Consider the following 14,109-nt stretch of genomic DNA (forward strand, 5'->3'; position numbering starts at 1 on the left):
AGCCGCTGCTCGATGCCCGGTATCAGGCGGACGGTGACGCGCTTCATCGCTGACCCTCCGACTCCAGTCCCAGCTGCTGCGCATTGTGGATGAACAGGCGGCGGTTCTGGTCAAGGACGATGTAGCGGATGGCTCCGCCATCGCCTTTCGGGAACGACAGCAGCAGCCGGCCTTCATAGGTATAATCGCCGCCGGTCACGGTGATTGGCTTATCAATCCAATGGAAACCCGCAGGTGGCGAGCCCGCCAACCTTCCGGCCTCCAGCGCTTCCGCGAGTTGCTTCGCCTCGCCGCAGGCTTGGCGATGACAGGCTAGGGATTCCTCCAGCATGTTGTAGAGATCGGGGATGACCTCCGCCGGGCTCTCGGCCGGCGTCCAGTCCTTTAGCGGGCCGTCCTGTTGCGTAAGATCATCGAGCCAGTTCATGACCGAGGTGCCGATCGACGCAAGCTCGTCTTTCGTGGGATGACCCTCGCCGTCGTCGGCGGTGCCATATGCCTCTTCGGAGTCGACGACACGCTCATATTCCGTACCGTCAGACCGCCGGACAGTCTGACTTACGCGGCCGTCTTTCAATTCGGCCTGTTCAAGAACGACGTGGCCGGCGGGCAATTGATCCTGGCAAGTGCTTGCAGTCATGGATTACACCCTCCCCGTCAGGAACGCGTAGCGCGCAAGGAAGGCCTCCGCCGCCACGTCTTGCGTCCAAGGGATGATCTCGAAATCGTATGGGGAGACTTCGTGATCGTCGATGCCCCAGCGCTCGCCCATCCAAGGCAGGAGGTCGCGCCGCTCGGTTGCGAGCATGCGGAGATCGGCGCGTTTGATCTCGACCGGATCTGTGATCGTAATGCCGAACTTCTTCAGGATCGCGGCTTCGCAGCGCTTCTCGACCTCCCTAAACGAGGGGTTCAGGGATTTCAGCGGCGCGTTCATATCGCCGCAGACAGCCTCGCCAGCCTCATGCATCAGAGCCTGCAATGCCAAGTGCTCCGGCACGGCAACACTCATCCGGACGCAATGCTCGGCGACGGAATAGAACACGCGCTTTCGGAGGATACGGCTATAGCTCTGCCCGGAGTTTCGGCCTTCGAAGGCAAGGCCGTAGGCTACGTCTTCAATCGTGATGTCAGAGTTTTCCGGATCTTCGAAATCGAAATAGGTTCCCGAGCCCAGCAGGATCGTCGGACCGATTGCCCGCCTGATCGCGCATTCGCGCATGCTTTCAATGGTGGAAATATCGTTCAAGGGTGTGCCCTCCAGGCTTCGAATGAGGCGCGAAAATCCAGCCAGCGGGCTTGCGCGGCCGGATCGGTATTGAGTTCGCCGCGGGACTTGATCCGCAGGATACTGCGGACGCTGACAACGATGCGTTCAGGGTCGTCAACGTCGGGAACGTTGTGGCACTCGGTCAGCCAGCGGCGGAAAAGCCGGTCATTGCACTTCATGGCGCATTCGGCGGCGTAATCCTTCGGCTTCGCCTGGCGCTCGACCGGATGCGGATTATGCCGGGGCTTGAGGCGGCGGATCTCGGAGAAAGCATCGTTCAGTAGCCGCAGCAGGAATTCGATATCAGCATGTGCGCCGATCAGGAAATCGCGGTCCGGCCAGTCGCAATCACCCGTCGTCTCGATGATGGCAACCGGCGCCGTTCCCGGCACTACGCGCGCAAAGATCGCCTTGCCGTCTGCCGAGAGCGACCAGTCGATACTGGCGTCGGCGTGACGGGAGCGGATCTGCGCCAGGCGCTGGACGTCGGCGGGAGAGGACATCAGCGCGTCGTCCTCGCAAGAAGCGCGTTAAGGCGCTCATCGAAATCCTGCTGCGCCGCGGCCTGAGCGGAAGCCCGATCTTTATGCGAGTGATAGATGTAGGGATCGTGCGCCATCCATAGAGTGCCGTCTTTGACAGCTTGGTAGTGACCGCCGAAACCCTCAGCCCACAAAGACTGCGGATCGTAATCATGGCTTGGGGGCGCTTTCTTCGTCCACTTCAGAGGGACGGATATTTTGCTTTCGCTCATCACAGCCCCCTTGCAAACATAACCGGCTGCTGATCGCTCGGAACGCGATGCTGGCCGCGCGCCATCGGATGCTTGGGAAACCCGCCTAACGTCGTTCCGAGGCAGACGAGATTGACGAAGTGATGTCTGGCACGCTCCATCAGTCGGGTGCTGACGATCGTCAGGTGCGGTGGCAGGTTTCCCCATGCAGCGAGTGCAGGCGTGTTGCGATGGCGAGCAAGATTGAAAGCGCCGTCAACATATTCGTTGTTCTTCGGGCCGATCGCCCGATCGAGATCGGCCGGCAGATCCTTCGGGCTCGGAGAGCGGAAAGCAAAGAGGTTGACGACAACCAAGCCACCATAACCCCAGTTCGTCGCAAACTCGATCAGCCGGCGGATTGTCGGGTCGTTCTTCTCGTGATCGGCCGTCGATGGGTTTAGCATGCAGCAGGGGAGTATGGGCTTGGCTTTATCCCAAGTTCGGCGCAGCTCGTAACGATAGGCGCCGTCGATAACGGCGCTCATGTCCATCGCCGGCGCCGGCTCCGGCAGAGTTGCTCCGAAGAGATCGACGTGGCTCATGCCGCCACCTCACTCCGAACGCGCAGCGGGGATATGACGAATGTCTCGTCAATATCGGCGATAGGCCTAAAAACGACGTTGGCCTGACTTCCTCCGAAAGAGATGCGGACATCCTGCGTCGACAGGCTGGCGAGCGTGTCGGCCAGCGTCTTGCGGTTGAAGCCGGTATAATATCCGTCTTCGCCCTCATATTCGATCGGCACATAATCAACGGCCGACTCGCCTTCCTTGCTCGACAGCTCGACGCGCATCATGCCTTCGCCGAGCGTCACATAGATCGAGTCCTTATCCACCTCGGTACCGACAAGGGACACTCTGGTGACGGCTGCGGAGAGCGCGGCAACCGTGGTCACTGCAGTGCGCTCCGGATCGGTCGGGATGATCTCCATATAATTATGCGGGAAGACGGCGTCGATCAGCCGAGAAAAGAGCGTGGTTCCGCTGCAGGTGACGCGGATCATGTTCGGGCCGATCTCGATCTGCGCCGGCTCGCGGGCTTCTGAGAAAATCTTGCGGATGGCGCCTGCAGTCTTCAGCGGCAGCAATATGCCGGCGAAATCCACCTCCCCTCCGGTATCTATCCGCACCAGCGCCATGCCGCGCCCATCGGCTGCAACGAAGTCGATCTTCCGGCCCGCCTCGATCGGCCGCATGTGGATACCGGAGAGATAGGCGCGGCCGACCTCGACCTTGAGGACGGCATAGGCGACCTTGGCGAGCGCATGGCAGACCTGCGCCATATCGACCTGAAAGACCGAGCCGGACATGGCGCTCGCGATCGAAGGGAAATCAGCTTCCGGCAAGCTGGCAATTGAGAACTTCGCGCGTCCGGCCGCGATCTCCACCTGGCCGTGATGGCGGCTGGGCCGAAACTCAATCTCGGCATTCTCCGGAAGGTTCTTGACGATATCGCGCAGATCCGCTGCCTTGAGTGAGATGGTCATGCCGCTGCCCTCGTCGAGGAGATCGCAGACTGTTTCGATTTCGATATCGAGATCCGTGCCGCGCAGGAGGAGCGTTTCGCCCTGCGGCTTGAGCAGGAGATTGGCGAGAACCGGAATCTTGGCGCGGTGATCGACTGCCTCGGATGCGGCGGCGATCGCCGGCAAAAGCTGGCTACGGTGGACGCGGAAATAAGGTTCAGCCATGGGCCATACCCCCCCCTGCTCGGCAGCGATCAGCAAGCCGGATCTCGTCGCGGGGCGGACGCAGATTGCATGACGGTCCCCAGATGTCGTGCATCATCTGCAGGATTTCAAAACGCGGCTCGCCATCGGCAACGGCGCGATAAAGCTTCTCGATCTCCTCATGCGTGGCTGATCTAGGCATTGCGCACCTCCGTTATTTTGATCTTCTTTGCGGTAAGTGCAGCGAGAAACATTCCGACTCGCGGGAGCGACATCGGGCGGACCTCAAGCCCGCCTTCCGGTCCTGCGGTGTCGCGCATGAAGGTGATGCGATCAGGATGGAGGAACACGCCGCGTTTGCTTCGGGAGACCGGCCCCGGCCCCTTGCCTGCCATGTCGAGCGGTATGCCTTTCGGTCTAACGGCCATCAGGCCGAGATGCTGCAGCTTGCGGCGGACCGCTTCCACGCGGCAGTCGTAAGTCTCGGCGATATGGTCGACGGTCATGCCGGCGTCCAGGTGAGCGGCGAGCGTCGCCGTATCGGGAAGCTTTCTCTTGAAGGGCATCAGCGTCTGGACCTTTCGATGTCGCGCTCGGCAAGCAGGCGGCGCAGCGGCAGATCCGCCTTGTTGCCTCCCTTCAGCGTCAGCAGGTGAAAAAGGGCGGCCTCGATGCCTTCGGCGGATGCCGCAATTAGGGTTTCTTTATCTGCCGACGGCGCAAAGGCGGCGGACAGCAGCATCTGGCCGGCGTCCGTCATGTGGCGAATGGCGGCCTGGAATTCGCACTGATCGCGAACGTCGTGCAGGCTCGTCGAGCATGCGAGGCGCGGCCCTACCGGCGATTTGGGAAAGTTGACGATGTCGGCCATGGTCACATCCTGAGCGCAAACGTGAGCGCGATGGTGAAGCCGATCGAGACGAGGAGCGCGGCCTCGGCGATGCGCTGGGCGCGCTGACGCATTCGCACCCTCTCCAGTAGGCGAGTTTCCAGATCGGCGCGGCGTTCATCGCTGATGCGGCTGACATTGATCAGCGCCTCGGCCGGCAGGAATGGCGTGAAATGGTTCATCGGGGTGCCCTTTCGCATCCGTTTCGGAACCCGCCGCGTTCCTGGTCGCGGCGGTGACCGAAGCGGACGCCTTCAGGCGGCCTCGGCGAGCTTGACCTGTTCGGCCACCCACGGCGCGTTGCGCGCCTGGCTTTCCAGGCTAATGCCGGCGGCAAGGAGGTTCTTTTCCGTCTGCGCGCCGCGCTCCTGATAAAGCCGGAGCATGGTTTGGCGGTCGCGCTGATCTTCCTTGGTGATCTTCATCTGCTGCATGATTTCTCTCCTGAAGCCTCCCTGCTCCCGCGCCCCGCCGCCGGCCGCGAGAGTGCGGACCGGCGGCGTCTCTGCGCAGCCCGTCCGATGAGGGAGGAGGATCACCGGACGATGTGGAAATTAAATCTACATACTAACGGCGTCAATAGGTAGATAGAAATAAAATCTATATCGCTGATTCGACTCGACTCCGGGAGGGTTCTCGGGAATTAATGAGAACCAAAGGAGAACATCATGCAACTTTTAATTAGTGAGGTCTCACGGGAATTTGAATTGCAGATCCGGTGCGAGAACTGCATGCGCGAAACTACGCGGGTTCTTTCCGTGCCAAGGATCGACGACGCGCCAGGCGATGTCGAGGAACTATTAGAAAGCGGATTTTTGAGAAGTTTACGATTCTCCTGCGTCAGGTGCGAGAGCGCCATCGGCCTGCTGGTCGGCGCGTCACTGCGCCGGGAGGTCTGCGCCAATGCTTCGCACTAGAAGGGGAGATCGTTGACGACCCTTCTCACCAGGCCAATGATCTCGACCATCGTTCCCGTATCGGCGGACATGTCCCGCGGAACGATAATCGGCTTGTGCTTCGGGTTCGTCGAGCGCGGATGATATTCCGTACGGTCCTGATAAAGCTCGATCTGCTTCACGGACCATTCCCGCGTCTGGCCGCCGTCACGCGTTCGCTCGACGACGACGACCATTCCATCACGCAAGGGAGCCTCGTGCGCAACGTCCTCGTAGGAAACGCAGATGACGCGATCGCCGGGGAGAATCGGGCGCGGCCGCAGGTCATTCATGGAATCGCCAGAGACATCGAACGCCATCAGGCGAGCGCTGGGGAAGCGATCGTCCGCAGGAAGGGAGAGGAATTCTCGTTCTGACTGGTCCATGTCGTCAACTTCGCGGAACGTGCCCGCCTCGACCTTTCCGGCAACAGCCACCGGCAGAAGCCGGCCCTCGACAGGCGCCGCCTCAACATCGCTGAGTTCGAGACCGTCGCGCAGCCACAGCAGCGACTTGCCGATTGTCGATGCCAATTTCTGCATCTCTTCGCCGCGCGGCTGCTCAATCTTGCCGTTCAGATATTTGTTTATGTTCGCATAGGGAATACCCGCGCGCCGTGCAAGTTCCGCACCGCTCCATCCGAGTTCCTGCCGCCGCTGGTCGAGCCGTTTCCACCAAGTCATAAAACGCATATTAAATCCGGAATTTTTTTCTGGTGTAGATTTCCCGTGGCTTGAACATAGATTTAAAATCTAGTAGAGCTGCGAGCATGGATGCGGAAATCACGGTCACGAAAATCATCAAAGAGGCCGGCGGCGCGGCAGCGGTCGAACGCGCATGCGCCGAGGCCGGAGTCGTGATCACCCGTGATGCGATCTACAAGTGGCGACTGACGGGAATACCGGATCGCCATTGGCGAGTGCTCATTCCGCTCACCCAGCTTGGGCCGGAGGATTTCTATCGAGCCAACTGTACGGCTCGCGACACCCCCTACCCCGAACCGCAAGAGGCTGCGGCATGAACGTTCCCAAGCGCGACGCACTGAATAGCCAGCGCCGCGCCGATTGCTGCCGGGGTGGCGGACCGAACTTCCCCGGCGGCTCTTTTCTTCTGCTGCGTTCATGCGGACCTCCGTTGTGATCGCAATGTGATTACGGCGCCGGGGCGCGCCGTTCACCGAATCCATTCCAGCTTTTGTTTCCTTGCTTTCCGAGGGGGATTTCGCATGCGCACAATTTCCGAGGTCGATATCCGCGCCATCAAGGGAGCGACGGAGGCGGCCTATCAGCTCGGCGGCGGCGTAACCGCCTTTCCGGACCTGACGCGCGTCAACGTCTCGACGCTCTCGAAATACGCGTCCTTCAATGACGACTACCGCGAAAGTGTCATTCCCTGCGACGTGGCGGTCGAGGCCGACCGGCGGGCGAAGAGCCCGGTGATCGTCTCCGCCATGGCTCGCCTGCTCGGCTACCGCCTAGTGCCGGAGGCGGAAGAAGCAAAGCCGGCCGAGGCCGGCGATCTTCTCGGTGATCTTCTGAAGGTCATCGACGAATTCGGCGACGTCGTACGCGAGGCACGAAAGGCGCTGGCCGATGGCAGCGTCGATGCCGCCGATCGCAAGGCATTGAATCCGGAAATTTCCGAGGCTTTCCGGGCGCTGGAGCAATTCCGCGACCGGATCAACGGAAGGGCGGCGGGATGACGATGGAGCCTGCCGTTGGCGAAGCTGGGCGCGCACTGCTGCGCCGCATTCGCTTGTGCGCCAACAGATATCCGGTCGCGCAAGAGCGAGATCAGTCGACAGTTCATGAGATGGGCGGGCGCGGATACCTGCAGAAGCATGGCGAGCACCGTGCGCTGCTGGCTTTGACAGCCAAGGGTGAAGCCTTTCTCGACAGGCTGAGGAGGTGCGAATGATGAGCCTCCTCAACGTTTTTCGCCCTGTGGGGGCGCGCATGCTGGAAATTGCCGAGCGCGATGGCGTCGTCGTCGACCGGACGCCGGCGGAGCGCCAGGCATGCCTGCGGCTGAACGCCAAGGGCCTGCTGCGGCGCGACCGCAGGGATGCGGCGACGTGGTATCCGGTAATTCGGAGGGCTAGCCGATGAACGCGCACGCTACCTCGGGCGAACGCGCCGCCGCTATCCTTGCCGAGGCGATTGCCTCGGGCTTTTACATCAGCCCCAGCATTACCGATCGGCGCTTCTGCCTGAAGCTCAATAGCCGGGGCCTGCTTTCGCGGGACAAGAAGGACGCCGATCGGTGGTATGCGACAGACAAGGCGCGCGCAAAGCAGGCGGCGCAGCCTGCAGCCACGCCGGCGCCCGAGATGCGCCCACCCAGAAGCGGCCCAGTTCCCTCCTATCCAGAGCGCATTCCGCATCATCCGCTCGCCGCGCTCTTCCCGATGTTCTCCGACCAGGAGCTGGCGGAGCTGGCCGACGATATCGCCACGCGCGGGCAGGAACAGCCTGTCTGGCTGCTCGGCGGCCAGATCCTCGACGGCCGGAACCGTGACGAGGCATGCCATCGGCTCGGCATCGATCCCTGGACGAAGGATTACGATGGCGACGATCCACTCGGTTTCGTGCTTTCGCTCAACCTGCGCCGGCGGCACCTGACGGAAAGCCAGCGGGCAATGGTCGCGGCAAAGATCGTCGATTGGGACGTCGGCATGAACCAATCGACCGCCGGGCCTGCAAATTTGCAGACCCGCGAAGCGGCACGCCGGCTTTCGATTTCGGAGCGGGCGGTGGCGGCGGCAAAGCGTGTGCGCGACCAAGGCGCGCCGGCGCTGATGGCAGCGATCGAGAGCGGCAAGGTCTCTGTCCATGCCGGCGAGGCGATCAGCCATCTTGCGCGCCAGGCGCAGGAAGAGGTTTTGCGGGCCGAGAAGAAGGCGATCATTGCGAAGGCAAAGGAAATCCGCAGCGACAACCAGCGGCATTCTCGTCTGGTGCGCACGGCGCTGATCAACTCCATCGCAGAGCGCGGCACGATCGAGGCCGGACGAATGCCGATGGCGGCCTTCCCCGTGGGATACTGCGACTTTCCATGGGTGCAGGAGGCCTGGAGTGACGAGACCGGGCAGGACAAGGGGCTGAAATATCCGGCCATGTCCGTCGAGGACGGCATGGCGCTTTGTTCCGGGGCGGCAAGTCCCTTCACGCGGGACGCCATCCTCTACTTCTGGACGACGACGAACCGTATCCGCGATGCGATCCGCATCATCGAAGCGTGGGGCTTCGAATACGTGACCGCCATCACCTGGGACAAGGTGCATATCGGCATGGGCCGATGGGTACGGGACCGTACCGAGCACCTGTTGATCTGCAAGCGCGGCAACTTCCCCGGAATCGATCTCTACACGGCCAAGCCGGAAAGCCTCTACAGCGAGGCGAAGGGCGAACATAGCCGCAAGCCGGTCTGGTTCGCCGAGGAGATCGAGCGACTTTTCCCCGACATGCGCAAGCTGGAGCTTTTCCAGCGCAAGGAGAGCCTGGCGGCGGACGACATCCGGCTGAACGGCAAGTGGGAGTTCTGGGGCAACCAGGCGGGCGCTCCAGAAAGCGGGGTCGCATGATGTTCGACCTTCGCGAAGATATCGACGAATGCACTGATGACGCCGCGCGGGCGCGTTGGCTGCTGACAGCCTCTATCGATTGCCTGGTGCGCGAGCAGAGTTTCATCCGCCTCGTGCTGCGCCAGAGCGGCTTTCTGGCCGGCCTCGAATACCTAGACGCCGAGCTTGCGAACTTCCGCGCTCCGCGCACCGACGACGGCGAGATCGTCGATCTCATCACCATCAAAACCGCCCGCGGGCGAATGGACAGAATTGCATGCGGCCTGAAGCCGCGGGGAATGGGGGCGTGACGTGCTGCAGGAAAGACTTTTCGACGGGATGTCGGTCGACGACATTCACGCCTTTGCGGCCGAACGCGGCTGGGGCGAGCCGATCATATTCGACAGTTTCGCCGGCGGCGGCGGGGCAAGCGAGGGTATAAAGCAGGCGCTCGGCCGCTCGCCTGACTACGCGATCAATCACAGCAAGCCGGCGCTAATGCTGCATGAGGTGAACCATCCGGAGACGGTTCACCTCTCCGAAAACGTCTACAAGGTCGATCCGCTCCAGCATTTCTACGGCAAGCACATCGGCCTTGCCTGGTTCTCTCCCGACTGCAAGCACTTCTCGAAAGCCAAGGGCGGCAAGCCGGTGGAGCGCAATATCCGCGATCTCTGCTGGATCATCCCCGGCTGGATCGAGCGCATCCAGAAAAGCGGCGGCAAGGTCGATGTCGTCATCATGGAAAACGTCGAGGAATTCTGGGATTACGGCCCGCTGATCATGACGCCAAAGGGGCTGATGCCTGATCCGGATCGAAAGGGCGAGACGCGGCAGAAATGGTGCAAGGTGCTACGCAAGCTCGGCGGCAGGATCGAGAAGCGCGAGCTGCGCGCCTGTGACTACGGCGCGGGCACGATCCGCAAGCGGCTGTTCATCATCATCCGCTTCGATGGCCAGCCGATCGTCTGGCCGGAACCGACGCACGGCGCGCCCGATGATCGCGACGTGATCGCCGGAAGGAAGCTGCCCTGGGTGACGGCGGCCGACAATATCGACTGGTCGCTGCCCTGCCCTTCGATCTTCGACACGTCGGAAGAGATCATGGTCAAGCTCGGGCTGAAGGCTATACGGCCGCTTGCGGAAAACACCCTGGCGCGCGTGGCGCGTGGAGTGAGCCGGTACGTGCTGATGGCTGCACGGCCATTCCTCGTCAACCTCACGCACGGCGCACGGCTGGAGGGCATCGATCGCCCGGCGAACGTCATCACGGGCGCGCACAGGGGCGAGAAAGCATTGATCTCGCCTCTTGTCACCGCGGCGCAGCATGGGGGATCGGTTCGACCGGCAACCCTGCCGGTGCATACGATCGCGGCGAGCCGAAAAGACCAGAATGGCGTCGCCGCCGCGTTCGTTGCGCAGCATAACAACAACGGTCGCAGCGCAGATCCGATTAATCCCGGAAGGGCAGCTGACGCCCCGCTTTCGACGATCACACAGCGGGCGACGCAGCAAAACGCGATCACGGCGCATCTGATGAGCATGAAAGGCTCTAACCGGCGCGACAGCGACATCACGGAACCGCATCCGGCAATATTGGCTGGCGGCGGTCACTCGGCCGTCGTTGCGCCGCATATCATGACTATGCGCAATTCCGGAAAGCCCTATAACGAGGTGGACAAGCCGGCGCACGTTATCACCGCCGGCGGCGCTGGCCTTTCGCTCGTATCACCGCACCTGCATGCCTATTACGGCTCCGATCAGGACACGCCCGAGACGGAGCCTTTCCATACGCTCACCACCAAGCCGCGCTTCGGCCATGTGCAAGCCTCGATCGACATTCCGCCTTTCACCGACGCGCAGGCCATGAGGGCTCGGCAGGTCGCCGATTTCATGCGCATGCATGGTCTTTGGGACGAGCGGGAGTTCGTGACATTCGAGGTCGACGGCGTGACGCTCGTCATCGTCGATATCGGCATGCGGATGCTGACACCGCGCGAGCTATATAACGCGCAGGGCTTCCCGAGGGATTACATCATTGACGGCGGATGGGCAGCGCCTGAGGGCAGCGGCGAACCGGAATGGGTGCCATTCTCCAAGAGCCTGCAGGTCTCTTGCGTTGGCAACTCGGTGTCGCCGCCGGTCGCAAGGGCGCTGGTCGCGGCGAACTGCAATCACCTTGCGGTCGAGGATCGAAGGGTGGCGGCATGATCTGGCGGCAAGAGACTTATCGCGCCGTGATGCAGATCGGCGACGTGGACGTGGGCGCAGTCTATCCACCGGCCGGCGGCGGGCGCATGTGGCGCTGGCGCATTTGGGTGACCGTGAGCGGCCATCCAAACGGCGGGCGCGACGGACACGAGGCTAAGGCAAAATCGCACGTGGAAACCCGTTTCCGCGCCTTCCTCAGCGCGGCGCGACTGGCGCCGATCGGGGGTGACGCATGATGGGCGTTTGCACCGTCTCAGGCGATATCGTCCAGATCGACGCCGAGGACACGCGCGATTGCCTTCAAGGCAGCGATCGAGCCCTCCTTCTTGCCGGTCTCGATCTGAGATACGAAGGGCTGGGAAAGACCGGCCTTCGCCGCCAGTTCCTCGATCGTCAGTCCGCGATACTTGCGGAAGACACGGATGGCGTTTTCGCCATCGATGATGGCGTTGACGACCTCGGAGGGCCAGGTCTCCTCGCCGGCATCGATACGCGCCTTGATGGCGCTAGCTTCGCTCGCGTCGACGAGGTCCTGGTAATCGTCTTCAGGCAGCAGGACATATCCCTTGCCTTCGATGGTGATGCGCTGGACTGCAGTCATGGTGTGCTCCTATTAATTGTAGATGTCGCCGCGCGGACCGGCCTTGACGACCAGAACAAGCATCGTCTGATCGTCGATGATAACCCGATCCTGCCCGACGCGGATGCGGAAGAATTCGCTCCCCTGCAGCTTCTTGAGATCGACCGTCTCGCCACGGGCGAAAGCCTCGACCTTGGCGACGATGGCGGCCGCGCGCTTGGGCTGCATCTTGCGGAGGGCCTTGGCGGCGGCTTTGCTGTAGGCAATCTTTTTCATGAGTTTTTTATAGCTTATAGCTATACGAATAGCAATGGAAAATATTGCTGCTGGCTATATTTTTTCATCGCAGGAGGGGCCGCATGAGCCACGAAGCCACCATGTGGGCGGTGAAGGTTCGCGGAATCAGCTGTGCTGAGGCGCGCGTTCTGTGGCACCTGGCCGACTGCCATAACCCGATCTATGGCTGCTATCCCAAGCAGGATTACCTGGCGGATGCCTGCGAGATAGACGAGCGGTCGGTGCGCCGCTCGCTCGTGGCGCTGCGGGAAAAGGGCCTGGTCAACTGGATCGAGCAGCGCGAGGGGAAAAACCGCAAGGCAAACCGCTACAGCCTTGCTTTCGAACAGGGATTCCGCCCGCACTCCTTCGAAAATGAACCGGACAATTTGTCCGCCTCAAGCGAGGCGTCAACCGGACAAAATGAGGGGTTTGAACCGGACATTTCCGACAGTTTGAACCGGACTCAGGAGTCCTCAATAGAACCTGTAAGGGAACCTGTAATAGAACCCGTAAGGGAGAGAGGGAGCGCGCGCGAGCTTTCGGAAGAAGGCGATACGGCGATCGTCGAGGACCGGAAGAAAGTCGAGCGCGATTTCAAGGCTTGGTATCGCACATGGCCTACCTCGCTCTCCGACAGTGAGAAAGCGGCGCGGGACGCATGGGCTGCGCTTTCGAGAGAAGAGCGTGCTGCCTGCATTGAGCGGACGCCTGCCTACATCAGCGCCGTGAACGCAAACAAGGGCAAGTTCACCTTCTCCAGCGTCTATCTCCGGGGCAAGGCTTGGGAGAAGCTTGACGATCCAAAATCCGACGTGGCGCTCCCATCCGTCCACAATCCGTTCAGCAAGGCGTGGATGGCGGGGATGCTGGCGCAGCTGCTGAAGCCGGCAGCTACGGCGATGCCTGTGCCGACGAAATACCAACAGCTGCAGCTGGCGCAAGGCGGCGAAGCAGCGGAGGCCGTCAGGCTCGACCGATTGCAGAAATATGGCTGGCCGCGAGTCAACACCATGCACCAGCGGGCGTTCGATCGACAGGGCGTCACCGTCCCTGCCCCGCTCGCCAGCATCTCGGAAAGCTTTGTGCAAGTGCATCGGGATGCCGAGACGGCGAGGCGCTGGAAACAGGCCTTCGACAGGCGAGGATGGCCTTGGCTGCCGAACACCGGCCACGAGTGGTTTTTCTTCCCGCCCGGCGAGCCGGAAGAGGCATTGAGCGAATTTGCAGCGGCGACAGCGAGGGAACGAGGCGATGACGATGCAGCATAAGCGCGGCGAATTCGAAGGCAAAGTCTCGATCAAGGGTCTCCTGAAGTTAGATAAGATCGCCGACGAACGGCGAATCAGGATCAGCAATCTCGCCATGGCGAGCCGCCGAATCATCGCGGACTATCCCGAACTGTGTTCCTGGTACTGCCTACAGGTGATGACGAGGAGCGAGTTCACTGTGGAAAAATACCTGTACGAGGAAAATGTTGAGGCCTTGGTGCCAACCCGCAGAGGAGAGGAACGCCGCCTCAGGCACCGGGTGATTCCCGCCCCTCGCCTGCCCGTCATGCCTGGCTATGTGCTGGTCCAGTGTATCGCCAAGGCTGAATGCTTCGTTGCATTGAGGAGGGTAAAACATGTTATCGGGATCATTGGCGGGTGCGAAAAGCCCTATCGTATCCCTTTCGAATATGTCGAGAAATTCAGAAAGCGCGCTCAGGAAGGAACCTATGACAGCCGCGAAGTTCTGCTCACGTATAAGCTCGGCGAAACCGTTCGGATCACCGATGGGCCGTTTGCTTCGTTCGACGCAATGGTGACTGCGATCGACGGTGTGAAGCATCGCGTCACGGTCGAGGCGAGCATATTTGGGCGCAGCACGCCGGTCGAATTAGATGTTGCGCAGATCGAAAAAGTGTGAGTAGAAATCGCCTCACGGACAAGCTGATGAT

At 61.3% G+C, this 14,109-nt stretch carries 24 protein-coding genes; 10 read left to right on the forward strand and 14 right to left on the reverse strand.

Going from position 1 to position 14,109, the window contains the following annotated elements:
- Positions 1-43: 43 nt before the first annotated feature.
- From ACQ7C1_RS24870 to ACQ7C1_RS24920, 11 genes are all read right to left on the reverse strand, one after another.
- A complete protein-coding gene (locus tag ACQ7C1_RS24870; RefSeq protein ID WP_430960182.1) occupies positions 44-640 on the reverse strand; it encodes a hypothetical protein in 597 nt (198 codons plus the stop codon).
- 3 nt (positions 641-643) lie between these two features.
- On the reverse strand, positions 644-1,249 hold the full coding sequence (locus tag ACQ7C1_RS24875) for a YfbR-like 5'-deoxynucleotidase (protein WP_430960183.1): 606 nt from the start codon (positions 1,247-1,249) through the stop codon (positions 644-646).
- Complete coding sequence (locus tag ACQ7C1_RS24880; protein WP_430960184.1) at positions 1,246-1,773, reverse strand: hypothetical protein; 528 nt, start codon at positions 1,771-1,773, stop codon at positions 1,246-1,248. The genes ACQ7C1_RS24875 and ACQ7C1_RS24880 overlap by 4 nt, the downstream gene beginning before the upstream one ends.
- Positions 1,773-2,024 (reverse strand): hypothetical protein, encoded by a 252-nt coding sequence (locus tag ACQ7C1_RS24885; protein WP_430960185.1) that lies wholly within the window; start codon positions 2,022-2,024, stop codon positions 1,773-1,775. Before ACQ7C1_RS24885 ends, ACQ7C1_RS24880 begins: the two co-directional genes overlap by 1 nt.
- Positions 2,024-2,587, reverse strand: coding sequence for a DUF1643 domain-containing protein (locus ACQ7C1_RS24890; RefSeq protein ID WP_430960186.1), 564 nt, complete (start codon positions 2,585-2,587; stop codon positions 2,024-2,026). The genes ACQ7C1_RS24885 and ACQ7C1_RS24890 overlap by 1 nt, the downstream gene beginning before the upstream one ends.
- Positions 2,584-3,735 carry a DNA polymerase III subunit beta gene (gene dnaN, locus ACQ7C1_RS24895; RefSeq protein ID WP_430960187.1) on the reverse strand — a complete coding sequence of 384 codons (1,152 nt, stop codon included), beginning with the start codon at positions 3,733-3,735 and terminating at the stop codon, positions 2,584-2,586. Before dnaN ends, ACQ7C1_RS24890 begins: the two co-directional genes overlap by 4 nt.
- Positions 3,728-3,916 carry a hypothetical protein gene (locus tag ACQ7C1_RS24900; protein WP_430960188.1) on the reverse strand — a complete coding sequence of 63 codons (189 nt, stop codon included), beginning with the start codon at positions 3,914-3,916 and terminating at the stop codon, positions 3,728-3,730. Before ACQ7C1_RS24900 ends, dnaN begins: the two co-directional genes overlap by 8 nt.
- The gene (locus tag ACQ7C1_RS24905; RefSeq protein WP_430960189.1) at positions 3,909-4,280 is read right to left on the reverse strand and encodes a hypothetical protein; all 372 of its coding nucleotides are present in this window, start codon (positions 4,278-4,280) and stop codon (positions 3,909-3,911) included. Before ACQ7C1_RS24905 ends, ACQ7C1_RS24900 begins: the two co-directional genes overlap by 8 nt.
- Positions 4,280-4,585 (reverse strand): hypothetical protein, encoded by a 306-nt coding sequence (locus ACQ7C1_RS24910; RefSeq protein ID WP_430960190.1) that lies wholly within the window; start codon positions 4,583-4,585, stop codon positions 4,280-4,282. The genes ACQ7C1_RS24905 and ACQ7C1_RS24910 overlap by 1 nt, the downstream gene beginning before the upstream one ends.
- A gap of 2 nt (positions 4,586-4,587) precedes the next feature.
- On the reverse strand, positions 4,588-4,785 hold the full coding sequence (locus ACQ7C1_RS24915) for a hypothetical protein (RefSeq protein WP_430960191.1): 198 nt from the start codon (positions 4,783-4,785) through the stop codon (positions 4,588-4,590).
- 72 nt (positions 4,786-4,857) lie between these two features.
- Positions 4,858-5,037: a hypothetical protein gene (locus ACQ7C1_RS24920; RefSeq protein WP_430960192.1), complete on the reverse strand. Its 180-nt coding sequence runs from the start codon at positions 5,035-5,037 to the stop codon at positions 4,858-4,860.
- A 234-nt stretch (positions 5,038-5,271) separates the two neighbouring features.
- Between ACQ7C1_RS24920 and ACQ7C1_RS24925 the strand changes: the two genes are divergently transcribed.
- Positions 5,272-5,520: a hypothetical protein gene (locus ACQ7C1_RS24925; RefSeq protein ID WP_430960193.1), complete on the forward strand. Its 249-nt coding sequence runs from the start codon at positions 5,272-5,274 to the stop codon at positions 5,518-5,520.
- Here ACQ7C1_RS24925 and ACQ7C1_RS24930 read toward each other — a convergent pair.
- Positions 5,517-6,230 carry a LexA family protein gene (locus ACQ7C1_RS24930; protein WP_246828124.1) on the reverse strand — a complete coding sequence of 238 codons (714 nt, stop codon included), beginning with the start codon at positions 6,228-6,230 and terminating at the stop codon, positions 5,517-5,519. The two genes, ACQ7C1_RS24925 and ACQ7C1_RS24930, sit on opposite strands and share 4 nt — an antisense overlap.
- A 77-nt stretch (positions 6,231-6,307) precedes the next feature.
- On the opposite strand from ACQ7C1_RS24930, the gene ACQ7C1_RS24935 reads away from it, so the two are divergent.
- The 7 genes from ACQ7C1_RS24935 (at position 6,308) to ACQ7C1_RS24965 (ending at position 11,547) form a co-directional block, all read left to right on the forward strand.
- Positions 6,308-6,559, forward strand: a complete 252-nt coding sequence (locus ACQ7C1_RS24935) for a hypothetical protein (RefSeq protein WP_430960194.1) — start codon at positions 6,308-6,310, stop codon at positions 6,557-6,559.
- Positions 6,560-6,763: 204 nt separating this feature from the next.
- The gene (locus ACQ7C1_RS24940; protein WP_430960195.1) at positions 6,764-7,240 is read left to right on the forward strand and encodes a phage regulatory CII family protein; all 477 of its coding nucleotides are present in this window, start codon (positions 6,764-6,766) and stop codon (positions 7,238-7,240) included.
- Between the two features lie 211 nt (positions 7,241-7,451).
- Positions 7,452-7,646 (forward strand): hypothetical protein, encoded by a 195-nt coding sequence (locus ACQ7C1_RS24945; RefSeq protein WP_430960196.1) that lies wholly within the window; start codon positions 7,452-7,454, stop codon positions 7,644-7,646.
- Positions 7,643-9,121, forward strand: a complete 1,479-nt coding sequence (locus ACQ7C1_RS24950; protein WP_430960197.1) for a Spo0J and IME4 domain-containing protein — start codon at positions 7,643-7,645, stop codon at positions 9,119-9,121. Before ACQ7C1_RS24945 ends, ACQ7C1_RS24950 begins: the two co-directional genes overlap by 4 nt.
- Positions 9,118-9,411, forward strand: coding sequence for a hypothetical protein (locus ACQ7C1_RS24955; RefSeq protein ID WP_430960198.1), 294 nt, complete (start codon positions 9,118-9,120; stop codon positions 9,409-9,411). The genes ACQ7C1_RS24950 and ACQ7C1_RS24955 overlap by 4 nt, the downstream gene beginning before the upstream one ends.
- Positions 9,412-9,439: 28 nt before the next feature.
- Positions 9,440-11,311, forward strand: a complete 1,872-nt coding sequence (locus tag ACQ7C1_RS24960) for a DNA cytosine methyltransferase (protein WP_430960256.1) — start codon at positions 9,440-9,442, stop codon at positions 11,309-11,311.
- Positions 11,308-11,547, forward strand: coding sequence for a hypothetical protein (locus ACQ7C1_RS24965; RefSeq protein ID WP_430960199.1), 240 nt, complete (start codon positions 11,308-11,310; stop codon positions 11,545-11,547). Before ACQ7C1_RS24960 ends, ACQ7C1_RS24965 begins: the two co-directional genes overlap by 4 nt.
- A gap of 17 nt (positions 11,548-11,564) precedes the next feature.
- Here ACQ7C1_RS24965 and ACQ7C1_RS24970 read toward each other — a convergent pair whose 3' ends face one another.
- Both ACQ7C1_RS24970 and ACQ7C1_RS24975 read right to left on the reverse strand, forming a co-directional pair.
- Positions 11,565-11,912 (reverse strand): helix-turn-helix domain-containing protein, encoded by a 348-nt coding sequence (locus ACQ7C1_RS24970; protein WP_430960200.1) that lies wholly within the window; start codon positions 11,910-11,912, stop codon positions 11,565-11,567.
- Between the two features lie 12 nt (positions 11,913-11,924).
- Complete coding sequence (locus ACQ7C1_RS24975; protein ID WP_430960201.1) at positions 11,925-12,167, reverse strand: type II toxin-antitoxin system RelE family toxin; 243 nt, start codon at positions 12,165-12,167, stop codon at positions 11,925-11,927.
- 83 nt (positions 12,168-12,250) lie between these two features.
- Here ACQ7C1_RS24975 and ACQ7C1_RS24980 point away from each other — a divergent pair, with 83 nt between their 5' ends.
- Positions 12,251-13,438, forward strand: coding sequence for a helix-turn-helix domain-containing protein (locus ACQ7C1_RS24980; RefSeq protein WP_430960202.1), 1,188 nt, complete (start codon positions 12,251-12,253; stop codon positions 13,436-13,438).
- Entirely contained in the window at positions 13,422-14,078 is a 657-nt protein-coding gene (gene nusG / locus ACQ7C1_RS24985) for a transcription termination/antitermination protein NusG (RefSeq protein WP_430960203.1), read from the forward strand. The genes ACQ7C1_RS24980 and nusG overlap by 17 nt, the downstream gene beginning before the upstream one ends.
- Positions 14,079-14,109: the final 31 nt, after the last annotated feature.

The sequence above is a fragment of the Rhizobium sp. Nf11,1 genome (assembly GCF_050587665.1).
GTDB lineage: Bacteria > Pseudomonadota > Alphaproteobacteria > Rhizobiales > Rhizobiaceae > Rhizobium.